The organism is Kouleothrix sp., from assembly GCF_046328425.1.
Classification (GTDB): domain Bacteria; phylum Chloroflexota; class Chloroflexia; order Chloroflexales; family Roseiflexaceae; genus Kouleothrix.
Genome location: NZ_JAXLWP010000021.1, coordinates 17749 through 44181, shown reverse-complemented (window position 1 = coordinate 44181; position 26433 = coordinate 17749). Strand labels below are relative to the sequence as shown.

Annotated in this window: 25 protein-coding genes and 1 pseudogene; 5 read left to right on the top strand and 21 right to left on the bottom strand. The window is 65.5% G+C overall.

What is annotated here, in order from left to right; translation table 11 throughout:
* Positions 1-35: 35 nt before the first annotated feature.
* The 3 genes from U0177_RS19115 to U0177_RS19105 all read right to left on the bottom strand — a co-directional run bounded on the left by U0177_RS19115 (position 36) and on the right by U0177_RS19105 (position 2542).
* The gene (locus U0177_RS19115) at positions 36-1214 is read right to left on the bottom strand and encodes a M20 aminoacylase family protein (RefSeq protein WP_409572260.1); all 1179 of its coding nucleotides are present in this window, start codon (positions 1212-1214) and stop codon (positions 36-38) included.
* 127 nt (positions 1215-1341) lie between these two features.
* A complete protein-coding gene (locus U0177_RS19110) occupies positions 1342-1881 on the bottom strand; it encodes an OsmC family protein (protein ID WP_409572259.1) in 540 nt (179 codons plus the stop codon).
* Positions 1882-1990: 109 nt separating this feature from the next.
* Positions 1991-2542, bottom strand: coding sequence for an NAD(P)H-dependent oxidoreductase (locus U0177_RS19105; protein WP_409572258.1), 552 nt, complete (start codon positions 2540-2542; stop codon positions 1991-1993).
* A gap of 314 nt (positions 2543-2856) precedes the next feature.
* Here U0177_RS19105 and U0177_RS19100 point away from each other — a divergent pair, with 314 nt between their 5' ends.
* Together U0177_RS19100 and U0177_RS19095 are read left to right on the top strand one after the other, a co-directional pair.
* Positions 2857-3483: a hypothetical protein gene (locus U0177_RS19100; RefSeq protein WP_409572257.1), complete on the top strand. Its 627-nt coding sequence runs from the start codon at positions 2857-2859 to the stop codon at positions 3481-3483.
* A 7-nt stretch (positions 3484-3490) separates the two neighbouring features.
* Positions 3491-4672, top strand: a complete 1182-nt coding sequence (locus U0177_RS19095; RefSeq protein WP_409572256.1) for a Glu/Leu/Phe/Val family dehydrogenase — start codon at positions 3491-3493, stop codon at positions 4670-4672.
* Between the two features lie 125 nt (positions 4673-4797).
* On the opposite strand, the gene speB is transcribed toward U0177_RS19095, so the two are convergent.
* The 4 genes from speB to U0177_RS19075 all read right to left on the bottom strand — a co-directional run bounded on the left by speB (position 4798) and on the right by U0177_RS19075 (position 7971).
* A complete protein-coding gene (gene speB, locus U0177_RS19090; RefSeq protein WP_409572255.1) occupies positions 4798-5649 on the bottom strand; it encodes an agmatinase in 852 nt (283 codons plus the stop codon).
* A 27-nt stretch (positions 5650-5676) separates the two neighbouring features.
* Positions 5677-6144: a MarR family winged helix-turn-helix transcriptional regulator gene (locus U0177_RS19085; protein ID WP_409572254.1), complete on the bottom strand. Its 468-nt coding sequence runs from the start codon at positions 6142-6144 to the stop codon at positions 5677-5679.
* Between the two features lie 556 nt (positions 6145-6700).
* A complete protein-coding gene (locus U0177_RS19080) occupies positions 6701-7165 on the bottom strand; it encodes an anthrone oxygenase family protein (RefSeq protein ID WP_409572253.1) in 465 nt (154 codons plus the stop codon).
* Between the two features lie 104 nt (positions 7166-7269).
* The gene (locus U0177_RS19075; protein ID WP_409572252.1) at positions 7270-7971 is read right to left on the bottom strand and encodes a TetR/AcrR family transcriptional regulator; all 702 of its coding nucleotides are present in this window, start codon (positions 7969-7971) and stop codon (positions 7270-7272) included.
* Positions 7972-8067: 96 nt separating this feature from the next.
* On the opposite strand from U0177_RS19075, the gene U0177_RS19070 reads away from it, so the two are divergent.
* The gene (locus tag U0177_RS19070) at positions 8068-8835 is read left to right on the top strand and encodes a type II CAAX prenyl endopeptidase Rce1 family protein (protein WP_409572251.1); all 768 of its coding nucleotides are present in this window, start codon (positions 8068-8070) and stop codon (positions 8833-8835) included.
* A gap of 362 nt (positions 8836-9197) precedes the next feature.
* Here U0177_RS19070 and U0177_RS19065 read toward each other — a convergent pair whose 3' ends face one another.
* Both U0177_RS19065 and U0177_RS19060 read right to left on the bottom strand, forming a co-directional pair.
* Positions 9198-10076, bottom strand: a complete 879-nt coding sequence (locus tag U0177_RS19065) for an alpha/beta hydrolase (RefSeq protein WP_409572250.1) — start codon at positions 10074-10076, stop codon at positions 9198-9200.
* 26 nt (positions 10077-10102) lie between these two features.
* A complete protein-coding gene (locus U0177_RS19060) occupies positions 10103-11512 on the bottom strand; it encodes an MFS transporter (protein WP_409572249.1) in 1410 nt (469 codons plus the stop codon).
* Positions 11513-11844: 332 nt separating this feature from the next.
* Here U0177_RS19060 and U0177_RS19055 point away from each other — a divergent pair, with 332 nt between their 5' ends.
* On the top strand, positions 11845-12579 hold the full coding sequence (locus U0177_RS19055; protein WP_409572248.1) for a TetR/AcrR family transcriptional regulator: 735 nt from the start codon (positions 11845-11847) through the stop codon (positions 12577-12579).
* A 497-nt stretch (positions 12580-13076) separates the two neighbouring features.
* Here the strand turns inward: U0177_RS19055 and U0177_RS19050 are convergent, their stop codons facing one another.
* The 3 genes and pseudogenes from U0177_RS19050 to U0177_RS19040 all read right to left on the bottom strand — a co-directional run bounded on the left by U0177_RS19050 (position 13077) and on the right by U0177_RS19040 (position 15601).
* The gene (locus U0177_RS19050; protein ID WP_409572247.1) at positions 13077-13457 is read right to left on the bottom strand and encodes a hypothetical protein; all 381 of its coding nucleotides are present in this window, start codon (positions 13455-13457) and stop codon (positions 13077-13079) included.
* A 30-nt stretch (positions 13458-13487) separates the two neighbouring features.
* Positions 13488-13601, bottom strand: a pseudogene (locus U0177_RS19045) (YdeI/OmpD-associated family protein); the annotation flags it as partial.
* 854 nt (positions 13602-14455) lie between these two features.
* Positions 14456-15601, bottom strand: coding sequence for an epoxide hydrolase family protein (locus tag U0177_RS19040; protein ID WP_409572246.1), 1146 nt, complete (start codon positions 15599-15601; stop codon positions 14456-14458).
* A 129-nt stretch (positions 15602-15730) separates the two neighbouring features.
* Between U0177_RS19040 and U0177_RS19035 the strand changes: the two genes are divergently transcribed.
* Positions 15731-16726 (top strand): helix-turn-helix transcriptional regulator, encoded by a 996-nt coding sequence (locus U0177_RS19035; RefSeq protein WP_409572245.1) that lies wholly within the window; start codon positions 15731-15733, stop codon positions 16724-16726.
* A 25-nt stretch (positions 16727-16751) separates the two neighbouring features.
* Here the strand turns inward: U0177_RS19035 and U0177_RS19030 are convergent, their stop codons facing one another.
* From U0177_RS19030 to U0177_RS18990, 9 genes are all read right to left on the bottom strand, one after another.
* Positions 16752-16928, bottom strand: coding sequence for a hypothetical protein (locus U0177_RS19030; RefSeq protein ID WP_409572244.1), 177 nt, complete (start codon positions 16926-16928; stop codon positions 16752-16754).
* 121 nt (positions 16929-17049) lie between these two features.
* Positions 17050-17901 (bottom strand): energy-coupling factor ABC transporter ATP-binding protein, encoded by an 852-nt coding sequence (locus U0177_RS19025; RefSeq protein ID WP_409572243.1) that lies wholly within the window; start codon positions 17899-17901, stop codon positions 17050-17052.
* 4 nt (positions 17902-17905) lie between these two features.
* Positions 17906-18760, bottom strand: coding sequence for a cobalt ECF transporter T component CbiQ (gene cbiQ / locus U0177_RS19020; RefSeq protein ID WP_409572242.1), 855 nt, complete (start codon positions 18758-18760; stop codon positions 17906-17908).
* Positions 18761-18882: 122 nt separating this feature from the next.
* Entirely contained in the window at positions 18883-20001 is a 1119-nt protein-coding gene (gene cbiM / locus U0177_RS19015) for a cobalt transporter CbiM (protein WP_409572241.1), read from the bottom strand.
* 429 nt (positions 20002-20430) lie between these two features.
* Positions 20431-21507 carry an ABC transporter ATP-binding protein gene (locus U0177_RS19010; protein ID WP_409572240.1) on the bottom strand — a complete coding sequence of 359 codons (1077 nt, stop codon included), beginning with the start codon at positions 21505-21507 and terminating at the stop codon, positions 20431-20433.
* Positions 21508-21580: 73 nt separating this feature from the next.
* Positions 21581-22366, bottom strand: a complete 786-nt coding sequence (locus tag U0177_RS19005) for an ABC transporter permease (RefSeq protein ID WP_409572239.1) — start codon at positions 22364-22366, stop codon at positions 21581-21583.
* 67 nt (positions 22367-22433) lie between these two features.
* The gene (locus U0177_RS19000) at positions 22434-23339 is read right to left on the bottom strand and encodes an ABC transporter permease (RefSeq protein WP_409572238.1); all 906 of its coding nucleotides are present in this window, start codon (positions 23337-23339) and stop codon (positions 22434-22436) included.
* 87 nt (positions 23340-23426) lie between these two features.
* Positions 23427-24611, bottom strand: coding sequence for an ABC transporter substrate-binding protein (locus U0177_RS18995; RefSeq protein ID WP_409572237.1), 1185 nt, complete (start codon positions 24609-24611; stop codon positions 23427-23429).
* 588 nt (positions 24612-25199) lie between these two features.
* Positions 25200-26327, bottom strand: a complete 1128-nt coding sequence (locus U0177_RS18990; RefSeq protein WP_409572236.1) for an inositol-3-phosphate synthase — start codon at positions 26325-26327, stop codon at positions 25200-25202.
* Positions 26328-26433: the final 106 nt, after the last annotated feature.

Genomic DNA, 26433 nt, shown 5'->3' with positions numbered 1-26433 from the left:
GTGCCATTGGCATATGTTGGATCGCTACCTGTGTGCTAGGAGCCAGATAGCGCGGATTCGGCCAGCCGAACCCATGCGGCCGCGCCGGTGGTGAGAATGCGGTCGTTGAAGTCGTAGCGCGGTGTGTGGAGCCCGGCAGTATCGCCGTTGCCGATCCAGATATATGCGCCGGGCCGCGCCTGCAGGAGAAATGAGAAGTCTTCAGCGGTCATCAGCGGCTTCAGCTGTGTGTGCACGCGCTCGCGACCTGCCACCTGTGCAAGCACCTCGGCGGCAAAGCCGGCCTCGCGCGGCGTGTTGATCGTCGCCGGGTAGCCGGGCACGAAGTTCACCTCGGCGATCACGCCGTAGCTCGCCGCCGTGCCGGCAGCCAGGCGCCGCAGCCCGTCCTCGAGCGCGGCGCGCGTCTGTGGGGTGTAGCTGCGCGCAGTGCCCTGGAGTCTGACGGTCGCGGGGATCACGTTGCTGGCCTCGCCGCCGTGGAACTGGGTGACCGACAGCACCGCCGGCTCGAGCGGGTCGAGGCTGCGGCTGACCAGCGACTGCAGCGCCTGCACCAGCGCGCTGCCGGCCAGGATTGGGTCGGCGGTGGTGTGCGGCAGCGCCGCGTGTGCTCCCGCGGCCGTGAGCACAATCTCGAAGTAATCGCCGGCGGCCATCATTGGGCCTGGCATCACGGCGAACTCTCCGGCCGGCAGGCCGGGGATATTGTGCATACCATACACATCGTCGACCGGAAAGCGCTCGAACAGCCCATCGCGCAGCATCTCGCGCGCCCCGCCGCCGCGCTCCTCAGCCGGCTGAAAGATAAACACAACCGTGCCATCGAGCGCCCGCGTGGCGCTCAGGTAGCGCGCGGCCAGCAGCAGCATGGCGGTGTGCCCATCGTGGCCGCACGCGTGCATCTTGCCAGTAATTGTGGAGCGATAGGGCAGATCGGCCTGCTCACTGATATCAAGCGCGTCTATATCGGCCCGCAGGCCGATCGTGCGGCGGCTGGCGCCGTGGCGCAGCACGCCAACCACGCCGGTGCCCGCGATGCCGCGATGAACCTCCAAGCCGTACGCTGCTAGCTCGCGTGCCACCAGCGCGGCGGTGAGGTGCTCTTCGTAGGCCGTCTCCGGGTAGGCGTGCAGCTGCCGGCGCAGGGCGACGAAATCTTCGCGCCAGGCCGCAAGCGCTTCAATCGGCAGTGGTGGTGTACGCTGGGTCACAGAGTATCTCCTGCAGAGAAGACCTGCCAAGGGCATCCGTTTTTCGCGCTCTCAGAGCCCCAAAAAGCATCTTGTGGGCGGCAAAGCCGCCGCCGCCAAGCGTGGTGATTGAGGCTTTGCAAGCCTGCTAAGCCAGCCCGGCTGGGCGGGTATGCTCGACCACGCCGCTGATCTGCTGTGGGTTCGCCAGCAGGTTCAGGATCGGGCAGGTGCGCTCCACAGCATCGTGCAGCGCGGCGATCTGCTCCTCCGAAGCTGGCGAGGTGAGCTGCACGGTGTAGCGAATATTGTGGGGGTAGATCGGGATGTCCTCATAGCCGGGCCGGCCGGCGCGCGGATCCATCTGCCCGGTGACGGTGACGCTCAGCGAGTCGAGCGGAACCTGCCGATCGGCGGCTTGGATCAGAAAGATGTGCGTCAGGCAGCTGCCCAATACTCCCAGCTGTAGCTCGGGCGAGCTGGGGCCAAGGTTGTAGCCGGCGAAGTCGGGGCCGCTGTCGCTGATGATCTGGAAGTCACGGATGCGGATGCGCCGTACCCCGCTGCGGCCCTCGGCGGTCACGCTCGCCTGAAGCGTCAGCGGCGGTGTGCCGCCGCTCTGCGCGGCCGCGTTGCGGGCAAGTATGGCGTCGCGCTTTTGGGCCAGGTACTCACGAAGTGTGCTCATCGATCCTGTCTCCTGCTTCGCTGTTACACGAACCATGGCTCACCTGATGACCGTGCCTACACCAACGATCGGCGTGGGTTGAACAGCCTGTATGTGATCGCTCTATACGCTACGCTTTGCCCCAAGCCAGCGCGCGCCCAAGCGTATACAGCTCGGCTGCCAGTGCGCTGATCTGCGCCTCGACGGCATCCGGGATCTGCGTCTTCTCTGGGAACTGCGCGTCGACAATGTAGAGCGCCTGTGAGGCGCTGAGGCCGCGCAGGCTTGCGACCAATGGGCGCAGCGCGTGATCCGCTACCAGCGCGTGGGCTAGACCCGCACCGGTGGCGATCAAGCCGGTAACAGTGCCGCGCAGCGCATCTTGCGGAAACAGGTCGAAAAACGCCTTGAGCTGCCCGGCATAGCTCGCGCGGTACACCGGCGTGCCGAGTATGAGGATATTTGCCGTTGCGGATCGCTGGATTGCCGCCTCGACGCTCGGGTCCTGCCGGCGCGCCAGCAGGGCCTCGGCCGGCAGATCGCTCAAGTCCAGCAGCTCGGTTGCCACTTGCAGTTCCGCCAGCCGCACCAGCGTTCGCTCAACCAGAATGCGCGAGCGTGAATTTGCCGATGGGCTTCCCGAGATCCCCAGCGCGCGTAGTGGCGCGGGCTGCGCAGTCATCGCCGCTTCCTTTCTGATACAGATAGTGCCGCTCTGCCGAAGGCTGGGCACGCCAACTGCGTACATCGTTTTTTCAGAACCTGTCTGAAATAGGGGAGGTGCGAGGGAGTATGCTCCGCGCGCACTCCCGCCTGGCGGGTGGCGGCCACGAATATGCCCGCTACTCGCTTTCAGGCAGCTCCTCATCGCTCAGCACATTTGTAGTCAATCTTAAATTAATTAATCATGTTTGTCAACATATTTTAATTGACAAACATGATTAAATATATTAACTTTATGCTGCAGTAAGCAGCTGGTTTGATGTAGGGATGTGTATGAGCACCTGGGTACACTCTCACGAGACAAAGACGGCGAGCGCGGCTGCCCCCGAGGCGCTCTGCTACGAAATTCTTCCCGTCACTCTGCACACCGGCCAGATCGTGTATGTTCAGCGCTGCGACGACATCGCGCGGGCCTGGTACGAGCCGTACATTGCCGCAGCGCACCCCAGCAGGGTCGTGCGCGCGTGCGTTGAGGCTTTCTTTGGCCGGGCGCTCGACCCAAGTGCGACGGTCGTGCATTCGACCGCCTGGCGCTACGAGAGCGGCGCCCACGCATCGGGCCGGCTGATCCTAACCTATCTGGCTGTGCTGCCACCGATCGCGTGTATCAGCCAGCTCAAGGCGGCCAGCCCGATCCGGCTTGAGCCAGTCGGCGGCGTGGCGCCTGCGCGCAGCAGTACCTTAGCTCCCCCCGATCAGATTACGCTGCAGCACGTGCTGGCGCACGCGCTCGATCACCTGCGGCTGTTGATCGAGACCGACCCGCCGATTGCCCGTGCGATCGGGCCGCTGTGGCGGGCCGCGCTGGATTGCCGCGAGCGCCGCCCAGCCGGCGAGCTGCAGCGCCTGGCGCCGGCGGGCGAGTACGCGCGCTCGGGCAGCCTGGCCACCACCCAATGAGCAGCCGATGACCGCAGCCGACACCAAGTTGTTTCCGGTCTGCGGCGAGCCGCCGGCCGCCGACCGCTCGCGCGCGTTCGCCCGCGCGCGGCAGCATGTCGATCTGGCGGCGTGGCGCTTGGGGCTCGAGGATGGCATGCGCCACATCCTGCGCACACCGCAGCGCCAGCTGACCGTGCAGCTGCCGGTGCGGCACGATGATGGCCGGCTGGCCACGTACACCGGGTTTCGTGTGCAGCACAGCCTGGCGCGCGGGCCGGTGTTGGGCGGGCTGCGCTACTGCGCTGAGCTGACGCTTGAGGATATCTGCGCGGTCGCCATGCGCGCGACGTGGCAGTGCGCGGCGGCCAACCTGCCGTTTGGCGGCGCGGCCGGCGGCGTGCTAATCGATCCGGGCAACCTCTCGCCGGCCGAGCTGGAGCGCGTCACCCGGCGCTACGCCACTGAGATCGCCCCGCTGCTGGGCCGCGAGCGCGATATTCTGGCGGCCGGAGCTGGCACATCGCCTGATGTGATCGCCTGGGCCATGGACACCTTCTCCATGCAGCGCGGCCATACTGTGCCGGCCGTCGCCGTCGGCAAGCCGCTGGCGGTCGGCGGGTCGCAGGGCCACGACCTGGGCGCGCGCGGCGTCGTGGCGGTGCTGCGCGAGGTCGCCGCTGCGCGCGGCATCGATCTGCATGGCGCGCGGGCGGTCGTAGCCGGGGCCGCGCCAGGTGAGCAGGCACTGGTGCCGCTGATGCGCGATTTGGGGGCGAGCGTGGCCGAGCTGCCCGCCGCGGCCGCGCTTGGCCATCACTGCGACATCCTGCTGCTTGGGGGGCAGGTGCCGGTGCTAGGCGCCGTGGAGGCGCTTGAAATCCGCGCCGATCTAGTCGTCGAAGCCGGCGGCATGGTCGACGTAGAGGCTGACTGGGTGCTGGAGGCGCGCGGCGCAACGGTCATCCCCGACGTGCTGACCGGGGCCGGGCAGGTGGCAGCGAGCTACTTTGAATGGGTGCAGGGGCTGCAGCAGTTCCTGTGGACTTCGCGCGAGGTCTACGCCCAGCTCGATCGGCTTGCCGCCGACGCGGCCCGCCAGGCATTACAGATTGCCGATGCGCGCCGGCTGTCGCTGCGCGCCGGTGTGCTGGTGCTGGCGGTCGGTCGGGTGGTCGAGGCAATCGTGGCGCGCGGGATCTACCCGTAGCAGGCCAGGTGTGACCGATGGCGCGCATCTGATCGACCTGCTGCTGGCTAGCCCTAGCCGGCTGGGGCAATGCCAATCGTGATGGATTTTTTGTGTGTGCGCGATCAGCTTGGCAAGCGGCGCTGCTAGGCTGGGCGTGGCCCGCCCAGCAGCTGTGTCGCCAGCTCCTTTACGAGCTTGGCCGCCAGCGCGGCAGTGATGCCCTGCGGGTCGCGCACCGGGTTGAGCTCCACTAGGTCGGCCCCCACTGGTGCAGGCAGGCCCTGAATGATCCCCAGCAGTTCGCGGGTGCTCAGGCCGCCCGGCTCGTGGTGCGATACGCCCGGCGCGAAGGCCGGGTCGAGCGCGTCGAGATCGAGCGACACGTACAGCGGCCCGCTCAGTCGCAGCTCGAGGCCCGGCCGCCACTCGCGCATCGTTATGATCTCCACGCCGAAGCGCGCGGCCTGAGCGCGCTGGTGCGGGTTCAGCGTGCGGATGCCCACCTGCACCAGCCGCGCGATCAGCCCTTCCTCCAGCGCGCGGGCGAACGGGCAGGCGTGCGAGAGGCGATCGCCATCCAGCTCGTCGTACAGGTCGGGGTGCGCGTCGATATGCAGAACGGTGAGCCCGGGGTAGTCCCGGCCATAGGCGCGCAGCAGCGGGAAGCTGCTCGCGTGGTCGCCGCCAAGCGCCAGCAGGCGCCCGCCGCGGGCGAGTACATCTGCGGCCGCGCCGGTGATTGCCGCCAGCGCCGCGGTGTCGTCGCCGAGCGGGATAGCAAGGTCGCCTAGGTCGTGCCAGCGCGGCTCGACGCCAAGGTCGTGACCGTTCTCGGCGCAAAGGTTCATCGCCCCGTTGTGCAGCGTGGCGCGAATTTGTGTCGGGGCCAGCGCCGCGCCGCGCAGGAACGAGGAGTGCGCATCCCACGGCACGCCCAGCATGGCCAGATCGCCTGGCTGGATAGCGGCCAGCCGCTCGGTCGCACGTGCTGTCATTCTGATTCCTCGCTCTAAGCTTGATGTTCAGAAACCAACCTCGCGAGCGAGCGCGTCACCGAGGCGCGCGAGCAGGTCGAGCGCCTGCTCAGCTTCAGCGGCCGTCATGCCCTCGATGGCCAGATCGTTGATGTACTGGGCCTCGGCGGTGAGCGGGCCGCGCAGTGCGCGCCCTCGCTCAGTCATCCGAATCAGGAGGCGTCGCCCGTCAGCGGGATCCGGGCTGGTCGTGATCAGCCCGTCGCGCTGCATCCGGCTGATGGTGGCGGCAGCCGTCGGCTGTTCGATATCAAGGTAGTGGGCAAGCTCGGCCTGGGTACTCTGCTCGACCTCCCAGAGGATGAGCAGGACCCGAAACTGGCCGATCGGTACGCCGTGTGCGGCGAGCCGACTGTCCAGCGCACGCGAGAAGAGCCGCGCGAGGCGGTAGGAGAGATACCCCAGGCTCTTTGGGCGCGAAAAGTGCGTTTCCAGTGCGTGATGCTTTGGTGGCATACCGATGCTCTGCTGTTGTTGGCCGTCTACAATGCCCCCGCCTGGTTCCTCGGCGGAGAGCCCACCGCCAGCTTGGGCTTGTCGACGCCGAATGCGATGAGCGCGAGCGTCAGTGTGCTCGCGACTGTGCCGGCGATACGCTCGGCCGCAGCGACGGTCGCACCGGGGGCTGTGGCGGCGCGAGCCGCCTCCAGCGCCGCCTGCCGGCGGGCAAGAGCAGCGCCGCCACAAGGATTCCTGCCACAACCGCTAGCCCGGCGTGCATTGCAAGCCAGCGGTGGCGAGCTGGCGAGAGCCGCGAGATCCACACCAGGGCGAAGCCCGAGATGGCCGCCAGTGCCAAACCAGGCATCGTCAGCGCCTGCGTCATTGCCACGCTCTGGGCGTGCATAAGCGCAAACGCTGCCGAGCCCGGTGCTCCGCCCCCACTCCACCGACAAGCCGGTTGAGCAAGCCGCCGAGCAACGTTGCTAGCCCGGCCAGATGAATGACCTTTAGGATGCGTTGCATAGCGGGCTTCTGTTTATCATAGTCTTGCGAAATGGTCAAGTTCGACCTACGCGCCATCCCAGATCGTCGCGACGAGGGCGGCCAGCAGCCCAACCAGACCGACATACGCGCGGATGGTGTGGCCGAGCTCCCAGCGGTCGCGTAGCGCTGACCAGTCCGCAGGTGGAGCAGCGGTATTCCAGGTGTCGATCGCGAAGTTGACTGGCGCATTGATGGTCAGCGTCGAGATCACCATCGCCACCGCACAGGCCAGCGCGAGCCCCTGAAGCGCGCGGGTTCGCGGGCTGCGCCGCCAGACGAGGAACAAGGCCCCAATCCCGCTCGCGACCGTGGCGATCATCAGGATGGGCGTAAGCGTCTCCAGACGATCGTTCATCCCCTGCTCAAGGATCGCATACCCTTCGGCGGGGAGCCGGTTCTGGGCTGGGATCAGCGACCACTGCGTGACGGCCATGAAGCCGGCGAGCAGCGCGAAGGAGAAGAGGTGCGTGAGCTTGAACCAACGATCCATGGCAAGCGCCTCCCAGAAAAATACATAGCATGCTATTCAATTAATAATGCATAGTATACTATGTATTGTCGGGATGTCAAGTGCCTCACCAAGGCGGCGCAGACTCACACCTCTGGCCTCGCAGGCTCAACAGCGCCGTCGACCTGTTTAGCGGATGCATCGTTCAAATGCACCCTCGCGCGCAGCGCGTCGAGGTAGGCCTGCAGCACAAACGCGAAGTCGTCGTCGGCGCGGGTGTCCTGAAAGTATGGCGCGAGCTCGATGAGGTACGGCCGTTCTGAGCCCGTGAACTGCTGGCTATCCCAGCGCTCCCACGTGGCCTGCGCGTCGGCCCGGCTCACCGTCAGCCCGCGGGTGTGGGCCAGGACAAATCCCAGAACCACGGCCACCAGCCCACGAAAAGCGCTGACCTGCTCACGCGGGCTGAGGCCGGCCGCCTTCAGCGCCAGCAGCACCCGCTCCATCCCCATCAGCACACGCCCGCTCAGCGGCTCCGCCTGCTCGATCTCCGTCACCAGGGCCGGGTGGACAATCAGCGCTCCATAGAGTGACTGCGCGAAGTATTCCAGGGTCGCCGGCCAGGCGAGATTTTCCGCCGGCTGCGTGATCGACGCGAGCACCCGATCGACCATGCCATGCAGCAGGTCGTCTCGGTCGCGCACGTGATTGTAGAGCGACATCACCTTGACCCCCAGCGCGGCGGCCAGCTTGCGCATCGAGAGGCCCTCGAGCCCCTGCGCGTCGACGATCGCGAGCGCGGTGGATAGGATCTCGTCGCGGGTGAGCGGCGGGCGGCTGCGTGGCATAGCGCGATCTCCTTCCCGGAAACTTGACAACGTACAGTGTACGTAGTATACAGTACGTACACTGTACGTTTTGTTATTCCAAGGAGCGAATCCTTCATGAAACGTGTCGCCACCTTTCTGATCGTCGTTCTGGCGCTCTCGGCTCCGCTCTGGCTCGCGGCCTCCGTCGTCGATGCCACGCGCATTATTCCGGTCGCGCTGCCGCTGAGCGCGCTTCAGTTTCTCGTGGTGCTGCTGGCGGCTGTCATCGTTATATGGCGCGGCGGCGGCTCGGTGCCGGCGCTCCTGCGGCGCGGCCTGGACATCAATCGGATCCCCGGCCTGACGTGGCGCCTCGGGGTGGTCATACTGATGCCGCTCCTCGTGCTGTGCTCCTACGGCCTGACGTTGCGAAGCGGCGTTTCGGTCAGCGTTCCCCCGACGCCGCTGCTGAGCCTGCCGGTGCTGCTGCTCATCTACAGCCTGAGCGCGTACTGCGAGCAGCTAGGATGGACTGCTATCCTCACCGATGCGCTGCTGACGCGCTGCAGCGTGCTCGCCGCCGGCCTGATCGCCGGCGGCATCTGGGCCGTGTGGCACTTCATCCCGTTTCTGCAGACTCACCACAGCCTCGCCTGGGTGGCCTGGCAGTGCGCCTTCACGATCGCCTTCCGGGTGCTTCTCACCCGCGTGTACGTCGCGACCAACCGCAGCGTCTTCGCGACGATCGCACTGCACGCGACCTACGACACGGCCTTCTCATTCCTGCCATCCTTTGGCTCGTCATACGACCCGCAGTGGATGACGGTCGTCACCGTAATGGCCGTGGCTCTGCTGTTCGTCGGCGCGAGGCCCCATCGCTTTCGCGCGCTTGACCGGGCCTGAGCCTCGGGATAGACCATCTCGGTATCCCTTTGGTGGGGTTTTGGGGGCGGCTTCGCCGCCCCCAAATTTCTTATTGTGTATGACTTACGCAGTTGGCGAGCTCAGCCTTCGGCAGAGCGGTACCGATTCCTTAGAGGTGTGCGGTTTTTCCGCGCGGAGCGCGGAAAAACCGCACACGATGAGCAAAAAGTACCCTGCTGGCGCAGGCACCATGCACGGCTTCGGGAAGCTGAATAGCGCAACTGCGTAACTCCTATTGTGTTGCACTACGCGGCGAAGCCACGTAGTGCAGCACAATCTATACGTGATCAAGCGAACATCTTATCAATCGGTTCATGGGCGGTGTTGGTCAGACTTGTCGCTCACGTCACGTCCAGCAGAAACTGGGTCACATCGCGCCGGAGCTCGTCGCTCCGCGCACCGAACTGGAAGAAGCCGTGATCCGCGCCTGCGTACTCCGTGTAGGTCACATGGCCGCCGAAGCGGTGACGTAGCGCCTCGGCGGCGATCCGCGACGAGCGGACCAAGCGATCCTCGTTTCCTGCGGCGATCAGCGTACGCGGAAGGGCGTCGAACGGCAGGAGCTCCATGGGCGTGATCCGGCTCCCAATGGCGCCTGCTTCGCTGCTTGCCGGACTGTACGCCTTGAGAAACAGCTTCCCGCCGGGGAAGCCATCCGCGACGATTACATCGCGCTCGAGCACGCCGTAGAGCGAGACGATGCTCACAACCTGCGGTAGTTCCAACGCGCCCGCGGTGAGCCCCACTTCCTGGAGCGCGTCATTTGCCATCAGGATGCCCAGCATCATGGCGAGGTTCCCACCGGCCGAGTCGCCCACGAGCTGCACGCGCTCGATGCCCCTGGCGCGTATCCACGCGAGCGCACCCAGCAGCGAGCGCAGCGGCTGGGGATGCGGGTCCTCAGGCGCACGCGGATACTCGACATTGAAGATGCGAAACCCTGCCTGGACGAAAGCCGCGAGCGGGCTATAGTACTGCTCTTTCTGCCCGCAGACCCAGGCTCCACCGTGGATAAAGACGATCGGCACGGCTGGCCCGGCGATTGCCGGCTCGATGACGTCCAATCGCTCCCGTGGGAGCGCGCCGTAACGGGCTTCCGTGATCGCGGCCGGTAGCCGACGACGGTCGCGCTGTGACCACAGGGTTATCACAGCCGTCAGACCGCGCCAGCCCAACAGCTGTACGATGTCGGATGCTGAGAGCTTCACGTTCTTCTTCAAGCTATTCTCCTTCTGGTGTGCTCTGCCTAGATGGCAGCGCTTTCCCGTTGCGCGCTGCGGGGGAGGAGCCGGACGAGCCCGAGGCAGCAGGCGATGATAGCAGCGACCACAGCGAGGCTGGTGACGATGGCACGTCCATCCCCATGCGTCGTGAGCGTGGTGAAGTAGATGGTGGTCATTACTGCCGTGCCGATGCTGGTGGCCAGCTGTTGGACCGCGGCGAGTGAACCGCTGGCGCTGCCGGCTTCGTGGGTGTCCACATCGCCGATCGTGATGTCGAAGAGGTTCCCGAAGCAGGTGCCCAGCCCAAGCCCCAGCACAAAGATCGGCGGCACGAGCGCCCAGATGCGCACTGCGGGGCCAAGGACACCGATGACGATGGCCAGGCTGGCGACGCCGACCAGCGTGATCACCAGGCCGATAGCGATCAGGGCGCGGCCAAGCCGATGAATGAGGTTGGCAGCGGCGATCGAGGCGACGATAATGCCAAGGGACATCGGCACGAGCCCGAGCGCGGCGCCAGTGGGCGTGGCGCCGCGGCTCTGCTGGAAGAATAGCGCGAGAATGAGCGACATACCGCCGATCGCCGCGAAGAACACGAGGCCAAGGATCAGGCCGGAGGTGAACCCCCGGTTGGCGAGCAGGCTCGGCTTCACGAGCGGGCTGCGCGCGGTACTCTGGCGCCAGCAGAACAGGCCGAAGCACACGACACCCGTCGCCAGGAGGGTGAGCGGTGCAGCGCTCCACCCGGTGTCGCTGCCGCTGATCAGGCCGTAGATCAGCGCGAACATTGTCGCGGCAAGCAGAGTGGAGCCGAGGCCGTCGAGTGCGATGCTGCGGTCGGCTGGAATCCTGGGCAGCACCTTGAGGCCGAGGATAAAGGCGAAGCTGCCGATGACGAGGTTGATCAGGAACATCGGCCGCCAGCTCAGGCCGGCGAGATTGGCATCGACCAGGAACGCGCCGAGGATGGGGCCGAGGACGGCGGCCAGGCCCAGGATGGGGCCAAACACACCGAAGGCCGTGCTGAGCTGATCGCGCGGGAAGGTCGCCTTGAGCATCGCGAAACCCTGCGGGATAAGTAAGGCGCCGAATGCGCCCTGGGCCAGCCGGCCGACGATCAGCATCGCCGGGGTGACGGCGACGCTGCACACGAGGGAGGCGAGGGTGAAGCCGGCAATGCCCGTGAGAAAGATGCGGCGCTGCCCATACTTGTCGCCGAGCCGACCGCCGAGAACCAGGAGCACCCCAAGGGCGAGAGCGTAGCTCGCGCCGAGCCAGCTGATGAGCGCGTGGCCGCCGCCAAGCTCGCGCTCAATCAGGGGCGCGGCGATGTTGGTCATACTGGCGTCGAGCAGATCCATGATGTCGGCGACGATTACGACCAACAGGATGACCCAGAGGTTCGGCTGCGGGCGTCCGGTAGGGGTGGCCATACAGACACTCCTGTGCAATGGGTGAGGTGAGGCGATCAGCCTGGAGCTCACCTGGTGTACGCGTCGAGCCTCGCAGCTGTAAGCAAGGAGGTTGCGTACATCGTTATCGTATACGTACATTGTACAATACAATAACAATGTACGCAAGCGGCAATTGCGGAGCTTTCGATGTGAGTCCGGGCCACATGTTCCGTTGCGCCCGCCAGGGCGCAACGCCGTGCAGGTTAGGCCAGCGGGCGTCGGTCTCATGTGGAACATGGTCGAGGCAGGTGCGGTACAATGTGGGACGCAGCGCAGTATTGGCGAGCGCTGCCAGGGAAGGCGAGGCTGTATTGACCGAGCAGAACGACGAGCAGGCCCCGGTGGTCTGGGACCAGCCCGATCCTCCGGCGCGCCCCTACGTGCCGCTCGACCGGGCACGCATTGTGGCTGCGGCCATCAAACTGGCCGATGAGCAGGGGCTGGAAGCATTCACGATGCGCAAGCTAGCCGCAGTGCTTGGCGCTAGCCCGATGTCGCTCTACCGGCATGTCGCCCGCAAAGAAGATCTGATCGACCTCATGCTTGACCACATCGTGGGTACGTACGACCTGAGCGGCATCCCGTCCGGCGATTGGCGCGCCGACCTCGTCACGCTGGCCCGGCAGCAACGCGCCGCCGCCTTGCATCATCCCTGGTCGATCATCCCGGTGGTTCGGCCGGCTTTAGGGCCGAACGCCATCGCGCACTTGGAAACCGCGCTGTCTGTATTTGATGCAACTCCGTTGCCGGTCGCGTGGAAGGCCTGGGCGACGAACCTGGTAGAGACGTATGTTCGCGGCAGTGTCGAAGCCGAGCTAGCCGACGCCGCCGCAGAGCGTAGCAGCGGCATGACTACGGAGCAGTGGCAGCGGACGATGCAGCCCTACCTCGAGCGCCTGCTCGCGACAGGCCGCTACCCGCGGGTGAAAGCCTTTTTTGATGATGAGAACGAGATCACGCGCGACGAGGCCTTCGAGCGTGGGCTGACGACGATCCTTGACGGCATCGCGGGCCTTATCAGCGGGAGTACGGCACCGCCAGGCTGATCTGCTCGCACGGGCGAATGCCGGCCGCGCTGAGCGTGAGCCGTATACGCTCGATCCTCTCAAGCACGCTGCTCGCCATCTGCGCGTTCGTTTATGGAGCAAGCCCGGCGTGCCTAGATGCTGGAGGTCACCGTTGCGCCCAAACGTTCAAACAGTATAACCCGTGTCTCCGTACCTGTTCGCTATCTTATCTTTCCGCGATTGCCCATCTGGACGACGTGCTGGAGCAGTTGCGCGACTACGGCCACTCGACCACTTCGATTACGCTCTCGATGGTGATCACGAACCGGAATGTCGGCAAGCCAGGCGCCGGCAACAATGCGCAGCTTGGAGTGTAGCCGGCGCCATCATGCGCCAGGCCGGCAGCGATCTATGCCTTGGGTACAAGCACGTTACGCATCAGCACGCTATCGTGGCAGCTCCCGTCGTCGAACACTAGCTGCTTCCGCTCGAGCCAGACATACCCCAGGCGCTCGTAGTACCGAGGCAGCCGGCCGTCACCGTAGTAGCAGTCCAGATAGATCGCGTCGCTCGATCGTGCGCGCGTGCTGCTCGGCGTAGCCCACCAGCGCCTGCCCGTCGTGCTGCCCTCCCGGCTCCCGTATGCTGGCCAGGGTCGCCAGCCACGTGACCCGCCGATGGATCACAAGCTCGGCCCAGGCGTCCGGGGTCGCCGTCGCCAGCGTCACCACCGCGCGCAGCCGGCCTTCCACGAACAGGCCGTGGTTCTCCCCGGCGTGCTGCCGGTGTGCGTAGATCGCGTATGGAACCCGCCAGGCCGGTAGCTGGCGCTCCTCGAGCCACGCGGCCGCATCCATGACGATCTGATAGGCCGCATTGAGCTCCGCAGGTGTGAGCTGTCGGCAGTGATGGATCATGAACCTGTGGCTCCTTGAGCAGGTCTCCAGGCGTCGCTGGCGTGTCTCCGCCTGCTTGGCGCTCATCACCCAGCGGATCACTGCCTGGCGATACGAGGGCGCACGGGCGCTGAAAAGGCCTAGGCCTTCTCGTTGGCCTGGAATAGTGCTTCAGACGCAGCATCAAACGCCGCTTCGTGACGTTGCTTATAGGAGTAGATGACCGTGCGCTTGTCGCGCCAGCGCTCAAATGCCTCCAGCCCAGGCGGGCGCATCCGCCGTTGCGAAGAACACCGCCGCTTTGGCCTGCTCATGATCTCGCATAGCGTTCCTGTCTACATCTACGCTCCAAGCAGATAGGCTTCTCGTAGCCACCCGAGCAACTCTTCATCATGGATTCGGCATTGCCGTCGATGCGGTGCTGGATGCGGAGTAGGCGCTTGTTTCGGCAGATGTTGCTAATGTTTCTTAGTGCTGATCATCGGTTGCTCGCCGCGAATCCGAGCATCAGCCCCTAACAACTCCAACCACTCGCCCGAAAGGTTCGTCGGCGCGCCCCTCGTTCCAAGTCACACCACGTGAAGGTCTGCTGACATGTCTCCCGCCAGATGCCTGCCTCACTAAGAAGCTGTTTGAAAAGGGTGGTTTGAGGGACTTCGTCCCTCCAAGTTTCCATTTTCTGGCGGGTGGCGGCCACATTCGTGGCCGCCACCCGCCAGAAAGGGAAGTGCGAGGGGCTATGCCCCTCGCGCACCCCCTTTTCAAACAGGCTCTAAGACACCGGCTTGGGTTCGGGTAGGGATCTCGTTGGCTTGAACCTGCCCCAAATCGCGCGGTTGAACAACCGGTGCGTGACAGAGCGCCTCGGCGTGCGCTCCGCCGACCTCAACCCACTCGCGTACACTCTGAGCTTGCGGTGCGAAGGCGGCCTCCGATCGCTGGGATTGGACAGCCGTGGGCAACCAGAACCCGAAGGCTCGCTGCAGCCGCATGATCTTTGCGTCTTTTCGCGCCGGCGCTTAACGAATGCGGCCGAAGAATGCGCGCACGTCGCCAATGAACAGGTCGGGCGCTTCCATTGCCGCGAAGTGGCCGCCGCGCTCGAACTCCGACCAGTGTACAACCATGTTCGTCTTCTCGGCGAAGCGCCGTATCGCGACATCGGTGGTGAACACCGCCACGCCTACAGGCACGCTGGAGCGCTGCTTCGGCGCCCACATACTCGCGTCGTGGAAGCGCTCGTAGTATGCGTTGGCCGACGACCTGGCGGCGCCGGTTAGCCAGTACAGCATCACATTCGTCAGCATGCGATCGCGGCCGATGGCTGCCTCGGGCAGCTCTGCCGCCGGATCGCTCCACTCCTTGAACTTCTCGACGATCCACGCGAGCTGCCCCACCGGCGAGTCGGTCAGCGCATACGCGATGGTCTGCGGCCGGGTGCCCTGCAGCTGCATGTAGGCCATCTGGTCGTCCCGAAAGTGCTTATGCAGCGCCAGGCGCCGCTGCTCGCCCTCGCTGAGGTTGGCCATGTCGGCCGGGTCGCCACTGGGGAATGTGACCAGCGCGTTGACGTGCACGCCCACGACGTGCTCGGGAGCAATGCGGCCGATCTCGGGAGCGATGAACGCGCCTATGTCGCCGCCCTGGACGCCATAGCGCTCGTAGCCGAGCCGGGCCATTAGCTCGGCCAAGGCTCTGGCGACGCGGCCGTCAGTCCATCCCGGCTCGCTCAGCGGCTGAGAAAACCCGTGGCCGGGGAGCGACGGGATGACCAGGTGAAAGGCTGGTGCCGTGCTGTCGCCGTGGCCGCGCGGATCGATCAGCGGCTCGACGACATCGAGGAACTCGACGAACGAGCCCGGCCAGCCGTGGATGAGCATCAGCGGCGTGGCGTCTTCCTCGGCCGAGCGCACGTGCAGGAAGTGAATGGTCTGGCCGTCGATCTCGGTGGTGAACTGCGGGTAGGCGTTTAGCCGCGCCTCCTGCGCGCGCCAATCGTAGCTACTGCGCCAGTACTCGGCCAGCTCCTTCAGGTAGCCTAGCGGCACGCCACGGCTCCAGCCGACGCCCGGCAGCTCGTCGGGCCAGCGAGTGCGCGCCAATCGTTCAGACAGGTCGTCGAGCGCGGCCTGCGGGATGTCTACGGTGAATTCGTGCATGTCCATGCCTTGTTCTCCTTTCGCACTTCTCCTAGTTGACGTGCCACCTGGTTACAGTATATCCTTAAAGGAGGCCAAATTTGTCCTCGTTTCCATGGCGTTTGTTGAAAAGTGTGCTGAAAGCAGCGTGGTGCCATGTACAACCCGACCAGCCGCGTCCTCACCGTGCTCGAATTGCTGCAGTCGAAAACCACGATCACCGGCCCGGAGCTGGCCGCGCGCCTGGAGATCGACGTGCGTAGCGTGCGGCGCTACATTACGATCCTGCAGGATGCCGGTATTCCGATCGAGGCGACGATCGGCCGGCACGGCGGGTATCGGCTGCGCCCCGGCTACAAGCTGCCGCCGCTGCTGTTCAGCGATGAGGAAGCCACGGCGATTGTGCTGAGCTTGCTGGCGACCTCGTGGCTCGAAATCGGCCAGTCGCCTGCGGCAGTCGAGGGCGCGCTGGCGAAGGTCTTGCGCGTGCTGCCGTCGCGCGCCCGCGAGCGGCTGAGCGCCGTCTCTGCGCACCTCATCCTTTCGCCGCGCGAGCAAGACGCGCAGCCCTCCGCCGCGCTGCTGATCGAGCTGAGCGACGCGATTAGCCAGCGGCAGCGCATCGCGATCGACTACCGCTCGCAGAACGATGCGATCACTCAGCGCACGGTTGAGCCGTATGGGTTGGTGGGCTGGTGGGGGCGCTGGTACCTGGTCGGCTACTGCTGCATGCGCCGGGGATATCGGCTATTTCGGCTGGATCGGCTGCAGCAGGTGCGGCTTCTCGCGGAATCGTTTGTGCGCGCCGAGGATTTTGACTGCCAGGCGTATGTGCTCGAGCATCTGGCCAAGCTAGCTCCGCGCTGGCAGATTGAGGTGGAGTTTCAGGCCGCGCTGTCTACCGTACAGCAGAAGATCCCGGCGAGCTATGGGACGCTGACGGCGACGCCGGAGGGTGTTTTGTTCCAGGGCCAGTATGGCGACATAGCCAGCACGGCGCGCTACCTGGTGGGCTTGAACCTGCCGTTCGTGGTGCATGGCCCGCCAGAGCTGCGCGAGGAGCTGCTGCGGCTGGCCGAGCGGGTGGTGCGGAGCGCAACCGCGCAGCCGCAGCCAGGCGCGCACGCCAGCTCGATTGCGGCGGCAGAGTAGCGCGCAGGTTTATCTATCTTCGCCGCTAGCGCTCGCCGCTGAGCCGCTGCGAGAGCACGCGCGCGGCGTGGTCGGCGATGCCTTCGCCTGCCGGCGCGGCCACCTGGCGCATGGCTATGGCTACCGCCTCGGAGGGTGGCTCGAGCGGAGCGCCGCGCCGCCTGCGGATGGAGCTGCGGTTTTTCCGCTTGATTACTGACACTTTGGTGGGGTTTGGGGGGCGGCGAAGCCGCCCCGCATCTTTGAGTTGTACGTGGCGAAGCCACGTAGTGCAACTCAATCGAGAAGTGATCAAGCGAACAGCGTGTTATTTCCGGTGAAGCCTAATGATCGTGCTCGGCGTGCAGGTGCTCGTGGCCGAGGTGGCGGTGGGCATGGCTGTGGATCGCGCCATCGCTGTGAATGTGGCGGTGCGCGTGGATCAGGTTGGTGCGCTCGAGCAGGCTGGTGTCGCGCAGCACCTCGGCCGGCTCGCCCTGCGCCACCACTGTGCCGGCCTGAAACACCACGCTGGCGTCGGCGATCTCGGCGACAATGTCAAGGTCGTGCGTGGCGGTGATCACCGTCTTAGCGCCGCCGCTCCAGCCGATCAAGAAATCGACGACCATGCTCTGGCTTTTTGGGTCGAGCGCGGCGGTTGGCTCGTCCATCAGCAGCACCTCGGGGTCGAGGATCAGCACCGACGCTAGCGCGACGCGCTTCTTCTCGCCGCCCGAGAGCCGGTGTGGCGAGCGATCTTTCAGGTGGCTGATCTCGAGCAGGTCGAGCGTCTCTTTCACCTTGCTGCGGATCTGGTCTTTCGGCCAGCGCAGCTGCAGCGGCCCGAACGCCACCTCGTCGAACACGGTCGGGTTGAACAGCTGCACGTCGGGGTTCTGAAATACCAGCGCGACGCGCCGGCGGAACGCGAACGCCAGCGCGTCGTCCTGCAGGCTTTCTTCGGTGAGCGGCTGGCCGAACGCGCTGATGCTGCCGCTGTCGGCGAAGTACAGGCCGTCGAGCAGGCGCAGCAGCGTCGATTTGCCCGAGCCGTTCGCGCCGAGGATCGCCAGGCGCGTGCCGCGCGCCACGCTCAGCGAGATCCGGTTGAGCGCGATGACGTCGCTCGTGTAGCGGTACACGACGTCGCGCACGTCGAAGACCAGCTCGGTTGGCTGTGTGTTGATTGGTATCATTCGATTATTGCCCTAACCAGAATGCAAGCGCCGCGGTGCCGAGAAACCCCGCCAGGGCGGCCCAGTCGCGGCCTCGGAGCGTGAAATCGTCGAGCGTATACACCTCGCCTCGGTAGCCGCGCGACATCATCGCCAGGTACACGTCGCCGCTGAGCTGGATGCTTTTGCTCAGCAGCACGCCCACGCTGGCGCCGGCCAGGCGCCGCCGGTCGGCGGCATCAAGCGTGCCGACCATGCGGCTCTGGCGCGACTCAAACATGTCCTGCGCGGTTTGCAGCATCAGAAAGATGTAGCGGTAGGTCATCCCCAGGATCACCACAAATACCACCGGCACGCGCAGCACGCGTAGCGCCTTGAGCACGTGCGTCCAGGGTGTGCACAAGATCAGCAGCATCGAGAGCGTCGCAGCTGTCTCGACGCGGGTGATCAGGTATGCCGCCGCGCTGAGGCCCTGCGCGCTGATCGGCCAGCCCAGCAGCGGCACGCGCGCCAGCACCTGGCCGGGGGTGATGAAGATCGCCGGCAGGGCCAGCGTGCCGGTGAACAGCAGTGCGCCGAGCCACACGCGCGTCGCCAGGGTGCGCAGTGGCACGCGCGAGAGCAGCGCCAGCGCCAGCGCCAGCGCGAACACCCCGAGGATCACCAGAATGTTGCGCGCCAGCGCCGCCGCCACCAGCAGCGCCAGCAGCCCCACCACCTTGACGCGCGGGTCGAGCTGCTGCAGCAGCCCGTTGGCTTTGGCAAGCTCCTCGGCATACAGCGCGCGCTCCATCGCCTCGGCCAGGCCGGCGATCGTGCGCTCGACGAAGCTGGCGCGGCGCTTGCGCCTGGGCGCGGCTGTTTGACTCGATATCGCCATATGGCATTCCTATCAAAGCTCGGTATTTTCGGCGGGTCGCGCCTGCACTTGTGGCCACGACCCGCCGGAAAGGGGCTACGTGAGGGCCGATGCCCCTCGCACTCCTGCAGAAACAAATCGGCTTAGCCCCCCGGCGATGCCGGCGCCGCGTCGGGGTCGCGCCCGCCGCGCAGCAGCCTGGCGAGCCAGCTAATCGCGAAGAATGCCAGCATGATCAGCCCCGTGCCGAACACCGCCGACAGAATGTAGCCAAACGCCTCGCTCTGCATGAACGCGGGCGCGTAATCCGGTATCGGCGCCGTCCACACCGACGAGAGCTGCTCCAGGCCAGCAGGCGCCTGCTGCGGTGCCTGGGCGTTCAGCGAGCCGGCTTGGATGTCCTGGCGCGCCTGCGGGCTGTTGAAGTCTTCGGGCGCCCACTCGCCCCAGGCGGTGCCAGCCGCGAGCAGCCCGAGCGGTGAAAGCACCATCAGCACGGCCAGGCCCACCAGCAGCGGGCGCGCAGTGCGCCAGCCGCCGCGCCGCGCAACCGACTGCGCGCCATCGGCCTCGCCGGCCGCGCCCGGCGCGGTAAGCCTGAGCAGCGCCGGGTCGGCGCGCTGCAGGTACGCCACCACGCCGCCCGTCACCACCAGCTCGGCCAGGCCAGCGATCGTCAGGTGGCCGATTGCCATGGCCGGGATCGCCACGCTCAGCGGGTAGGGCGCGTACAGCGGCGCGCCAGTCGCGTCCTTGAACAATATTGGCTGAATGCCGAACTCGACCGCCGCCAGCAGCGCGGCGACATTGATCGCGGCATAGCCGGCAATCGCCGCCGCGACGACCCGGCGGGTTGAGGTGATCTCTGTGCGACCGGCGATCGCGCGATACACCCAGTAGGCCACTAACGAGCCGACGATCGCCATGTTGAAGCAGTTCGCGCCAAACGCCGTCACGCCGCCGTCGCCGAAGAACAGCGCCTGGATGAGCAGGGCAACCGACACCGCCAGCATCGAGCCCCACGGCCCGAGCACAATCGTCGCGATGCCCATGCCTACGGCGTGGCCGGTGGTGCCGCCAGGCAGCGGCAGGTTGAACATCATGATCACGAACGAGAAAGCCGAGAACACCGCCAGCAGCGGCACCAGCCGGCTGTTGAGCATTCGCTGCACCCGCCGCAGCGCGGTGTACCAGAACGGTGCCGCCGCTACATACAGCGTCGCGCACGTCGCTGGGCTCAGGTAGCCGTCGGGGATATGCATACTCGCCTCCTGTGGGTGCCATGGGCGCACCGCTAGCCGCAACTATTCCCTGTTGCAACTATTCTCATCTGCGGGAAGTCGCGGCTACTATACGCTGCGCCAGCCGCATTGTCAACTGGCGAGCGCCGGCTTTCTTCTCCACTGAACATACGTACGCATGGGGCCGATTGGACGTATCTGCGGCAAGCAGTATTGGCGCGCGACACACTTCTACCAGTGTATGCGCAGCTGGCGGCGCGCGTGGATGGCGCGCCGGCCTTTGGGAGCGTGTAGAGAGCTGAACACTCGCTGTATTCGGGGGCTCGGGGCCGATGAATACTTGCTGTATTCTGGGGGTTCGGGGCGGCTTCGCCGCAGTTGTTTGTGCGCTGCCCTGCTTGGCAAAGCCAGGCAGGGCAGCGCACAAACAAAACTGATCAAGAGGTAGCTCTAGGCATTGCCAAGGATCAGGCAGGCCTCGGGGGGGAAGCTGACGGTGATCTGCTGGCCGCGCGCGGGCGGGTTGAGATGCGGGTTATTCACTTCGTCGAACTGCAGCGCCTGCTCGCCGAAGCGCACGCGCACGCGCACCGTCGGCCCCAGGAACATAACATCTTCGACGGTGCCGGCGAGGCGGTTAGTGCTGTTGGGCACGCTGTCGGCCGCGCCGTCGATCGAGATGATCTCGGGGCGCAGCGCCAGGTTGATCGGCTGGCCGGCGCCGACATCGCCCAGTGGCTTGGACGCGCGGATCTCCTGGCCGTCGATCGTCAGCCGCCCCTCGGCCGCGCTGGCGACGTGCGCCGAGAGCACATTCAGCGTGCCGACGAACGAGGCGACAAAGCGCGTGGTCGGGAAGTTGTAGATCTCGAACGGCGTGCCGATCTGCTCGATCCGGCCGTTGCTCATCACCACGATCCGATCCGAGAGCGACAGCGCCTCTTCCTGGTCGTGCGTCACATAGATCGTCGTGATGCCAAGCTGGCGCTGGATCGAGCGGATCTCGTTGCGCAGCGACACGCGGATCTTGGCGTCGAGCGCCGAGAGCGGCTCGTCGAGCAGCAGCACCTGCGGCTGGATGGCCAGCGCGCGCGCCAGCGCCACGCGCTGCTGCTGCCCGCCCGAGAGCTGGTAGGGGTAGCGCGCGCCAAACTCGGGCAGGTGCACCGTGCGCAGCATCTCCTCGACGCGCGCGGCGATCTCGCCGGCCGGCTTGCGCGCCACCTTCAGCCCAAAGCCGATATTATCGGCCACGGTCATGTTCGGGAACAGCGCATACGACTGGAAGACCATGCCGACATTGCGGCGGTTGGGCGGCATGCCGGTCACATCGGCGCCATTGATCCGGATCGTGCCCGACGTGGGCGTCTCGAAGCCGGCGATCATGCGCAGCGTGGTGGTTTTGCCGCAGCCGCTTGGGCCGAGAAACGAGATGAACTCGCCGCGCTCGACCTCAAGGTTGAAGTTTTCGACCGCGACCGACTGCGCAAAGCCTTTGCGTACGTTCTTGAGATCGAGAAACGCCATACACGCTCCATCTGGCAAATGCTGAGTGCGCGCTGCCAAGGCTTACGGCGGCACTACGCTCGCGGCTCCGAAGCTATCGCACCCCGCCAAGCTGCGTCTGGCCCGGCGCACCGCGGCCAAGGAACTGGATCAGCGCGACAGTGCCCCAGGTGAGCCCAAAGCTGAGGATCGCCAGCGCCGACGGCTCGTACACCGCGCTGCTGGCCTTGAGGTTCATATACGGGCCGAACGCGGGCTGGGCCAGCAGCGATGCGATCGTGTACTCGCCCATCACGATCGCGAAGCTCAGGAACGCGCCGCTGAGCAGCGCGATGCGCACATTCGGGAAGATCACCCGCAGCAGGATCGTCGCCCAGCTCGCGCCAAGGCTCTGCGCCGCCTCGGTGAGCGTGCGCACGTCGATCGCGCGCAGGCCGGTGTCGATCGCGCGGTACATATACGGGAACGACAGCACCACGTAGCTCGCCACCAGCAGCGAATAGCCGCCGGCGCGGCTATTTAGCAGCGTGCTGCTATACGTGCGGATCAGGCCGAACACCAGCACCACCGCCGGCACCACAAACGGCAGCAGCGTAACGAACTCGACAACCGGGCGCAGGCGCGGCACGCGCAGCTGCACCCAGTACACCGTCGGCACGATCAGCAGCGCGCTGATCACGATCGTCAGCAGCGCGGCCTGGAGCGAGAACGTAAAGCTCTGGTAGAAGAACGTATCGTCGAACACATTCGCATAGGCGTCGAAGCTCAGCACGCCCTTGCGCGCGCGCAGCGAGAAGTCGAACGTGGCGATCAGCGGCACGAAAAAGTACAGCAGGCCAAGCACGACCCAAACCCACGGCCAGAAATGACGTTTTCTCATCGCAGCTTCTTTATCGCGATCATAGATGAGCGCCTGCCGCGCGCAGCCCGCGACCGGCAAGCGGCCATTAGCTTCGGAGCCAGCGGGCGGTCTTGCGCTGCAGCCAGGTGTACGCCCCGATGCACACGATCATCACAAATACCATCCCCAGCGCCAGCGCGTTGCCCAGGCCGGGGTTGTGCAGCGCGTCGCCGCTAATCTGCGCGCTGATCAGGATCGTCACCAGGTTGCCCTGGCCGCCGGTGAGCGCGTAGGCGGTGGCCTGCGCGCCAAAGGCGTTGCCGAACAGCAGAATCGTCGTGCCGAGCAGCGAGGGCAGCAGGATGGGCAGCGCCACGTAGCGCCAGTATTGCCAGTTGGTCGCGCCGAGGTTCTCGGAGGCCTCGCGCCACTCGCGCTTGAGCCCGTCGAGCGCCGGTGCCATGATCAGGATCATCAGCGGCAGCTGAAAGTAGGTGTAGGTGAGCGTCAAGCCCCAGAAGCTGTACAGGTTAAACCCCAGGCGGTACAGGTCGACCCCCAGGCCCGAACGCAGCAGCACGGTGATCAGCCCAAGGCGCCCGAGTGTCGAGATAAACGCGAACGCCAGCGGCACGCCGGCGAAGTTCGAGGCGATGCCCGAGAACGTGAGCAGAAAGGCGCGCAGAAACCCCGGCAGCCCGCCGATCGTCACGGCGTAGGCCACCAGAAAGCCGAAAATGCCGCCGGCGAGCGCGGTGACAAAGCTCAGGCGGATGCTCGAGATGTACGAGTTGAGGATGAACGGCTGCGCCAGCCCGGCGATATTCGCCAGCGTGAAGTTCCCGGCCTCGTCGAAAAAGCTGTTGATCGCGATCGACGCGGCGGGCAGGAGCAGAAACGCCAGCGCGAACAGAAAAAACGGCAGCACGCCCAGCCAGGCCCAGCTGCGGCGCGGGGCGGCCGCTGGCATGCCTGGCGCGTCGCGGGTATCGGCCTGAACCAGCTGGGACATAGCGACCCTCTTTACAGAACCGAGAACCGAGAACCGAGAACCTGCGGCCGGCTCTTCGTTCTCGGTTCTTGGTTCTTTCGGCCAGTGTTACTTCACATCCGCGCCAACCGACTTATCCCAGCCCTCGGTGATGACTTTCTTCGAGGCGTCGATCTGCGCCAGGGTGGGGAACAGCGCCTTGGCGTAGAGTTCGGCCGGCGGCAGCTTCGAGGCCAGGTCGGCCGGCACCACATTGCGCTTCACCAGGTCGTCGTAGCGCACCGGGTGCGAGTAGCCCTTCAGCCAGATCAGCTGGCCTTCGTCGGAGTACAGGAACTCCATCCACAGCTTGGCGGCGTTGGGGTGCGGCGCGTAGGCGCTGATCGCCTGCACGTACACGCCGGCCAGCACGCCCGACTTCGGCACCACCACGGCGATCTCGGGGTTGCCCTTGGTGCTGTCGCGGTTGCTGAGGGCGTTGTAGTCCCAGCGCAGCGCGATCGGCGTTTCGCCCTTGGCCACGGTGGCCGGCTTGGCGATCACCGGCACGAAGTTGCCGGCGTCGTTCAGCTTCTTGAAGAAATCCAGGCCGGGCTGGGCGTTGTCGGCCGAGCCGCCATTGCCGAGCGCGGCGGCCCACACCGCGTTGATCGCCTGGCTGGATTTGCGCGGGTCGCCGGCCAGCGCGATCTGGCCCTTGTAGTCGGCCTTCAGCAGGTCGGCCCAGTCCTGCGGCACGTTTGAAACCACCTGCTTGTTGACCTCAAACGCCATCACGCCATAGTAGTCGCCGTACCAGTAGCCGTCGGGATCCTTCAGCGCGGCCGGGATCGTCTCCCAGGTGCTGACCTTGTACGGCTGCAGCAGGTTGTCCTTCTTCGACGACTCGCCGAACGCGAAGCCGACGTCGATCACATCGGGCGCCTGCGGGCCTTTGTTGTCCTTGTTGGCCTTGATCGCCTCGACCTCGTCGGCCGAGCCGGCGTCGGGGTTCAAGTCGTTCAGCTTCAGGAACGGGTACTTGGCCTTGAACTTCTCTTTCATCTCGCCGTAGTTCGACCAATCGTTTGGCAGCGCGATGACCGTCAGCTCGCCTTCTTTCTTGGCGCCTTCGACCAGCGCGTCCAGCGCGGCGTTGCCGCTGGCAGCCGCGCCGCCGCCGCTGGCAGCCGGTGCGGCCGTGGGGGCGGTTGTGGTGGCCGCGGGGCTGCCGCAGGCCGCCACCAGCGCGCTGAAGCCAGCCGCTGTGGTGATCTTGAGGAAGCGCCGCCGGTTCAGGTTGCCTTTGGACATCTGTTTCCTCCGTTGTGTGCGAAGAGCATCTACACCTGAACAACACGATCGATGCGGCGGGCGGCCCCGCAGGCTGGGCATACCTACGGCCGCCGGGCCTATCGATGTGTCGACTCAGACAGCAACGCCGGTGCAGGCGAGGCGTGCGGGCCGGCTTGGTACAGGGTTCGGTTCGGAGAAGTACGCCTAGTGTATGCTATCCATGCGAGGCTGTCAAATCGAATCGTACCTTTGTCTGGTTAATGGTCTATTGGCACACCATTAAGCGTACGTAAAATAGCGCGTCAGAAACGCTTCGGCGGCGAGCGGTGCGGCCGCGCAAGGTGCCTCGCGCGGCTGTGGTTGTGCTCGCTATTGGCCCGGTGGCTTCGCCGATTTCGTGCGCGTCGGTACGCCGTGCTGGCTGGCTCAGGCAATACGCACGGCTCGTGCAACGTCTTTCGACCTCTCCCCCTACCCCCTCTCCCGCGCGCGGGAGAGGGGGGCGAGGGTGAGGGCCGACTGCACGAGCCCTGAGGCAACACGGCGGCCGCTGGCGCAAAGCGCCAGCGGCCGCCGTGTTGGGTGTATTCGGGTGCGCGTCGCGAGCTACTTCTTGCTCACCTGCACCTTGGGCGCCAGGCCTTCGATCGTGGCCGGGGCGGCCTCGCCGCTGATGAACGCGTCGGTCATCTGGCGGGCGACGTCGTCGGTGAACTGGCGCGGCGGTGTCTTCATCAGGTAGGCCGAAGGCCCAAACAGCGGCCCGCTGACGCCCCGGTCCATCGCCAGCTTGAGGCAGCGCACCGCGTCGATCACCACGCCGGCACTGTTCGGGCTGTCCCACACCTCGAGCTTGACCTCGACGTTCAGCGGCACGTTGCCGAAGGTGGTGCCCTCGAGCCGGATGTACGCCCACTTGCGGTCGGTCAGCCACGGCACGTAGTCGCTCGGGCCGACGTGCACGTCCTCGGCCGGCAGCTGGTAGTCGAGCTGGCTGGTCACCGCGCCGGTCTTCGAGATCTTCTTCGACTCCAGGCGCTCGCGCTCGAGCATGTTGTAGAAGTCCATGTTGCCGCCGAAGTTCAGCTGGTAGGTGCGGTCGAGCTTCACGCCGCGCTCGCGGAATAGGTTCGCCAGCATGCGGTGCGTGATCGTCGCGCCCACCTGGCTCTTGATGTCGTCGCCAATAATCGGCAGGCCCCTGTCGGCGAAGCGCTTGGCCCAGTAGGGCTGCGAGGCGATGAACACCGGGATGCAGTTCACGAAGCCGCAGCCGGCCTCGAGGATCTGCTCGACATACCACTTGGTGGCCATCTCGGAGCCAACCGGCAGGTAGCTCACCACGACGTCGGTGCCGGTCTCGCGCAGGATCTTGACGATATCGACGGTCGAGCCGCGGGCCTTTTTCACGCGCGAGTTCAGGTACTTGCCGATGCCGTCGTGGGTCATGCCGCGGTCGACGCGCACGTTCAGGTTCGGCACGTCGGCGAACTTGATCGTGTTGTTCGGGTCGGCGAAGATCGCTTCCGACAGATCAAGCCCAACTTTGGTGTCGACAACGTCGAACGCCGCCGAGAACTCGATGTCGTTGATATGGTAGCCGCCCAGGTTGACGTGCATCAGGCCGGGTACCGACTCGCTCTCGGGGGCCTTGCGGTAGAACTCGACGCCCTGCACCAACGACGACGCGCAGTTACCTACGCCGATGATCGCGACACGAACTTTCTTGCTCATTGGGGGTGCCTCCATTATGTGTCATTACAAACCGGTGGTAGCTATCGAATATACGTGATAATTGGCCGGTGGTATCTATCGAAACAAGGCTGCGGGGCGGCAGAGC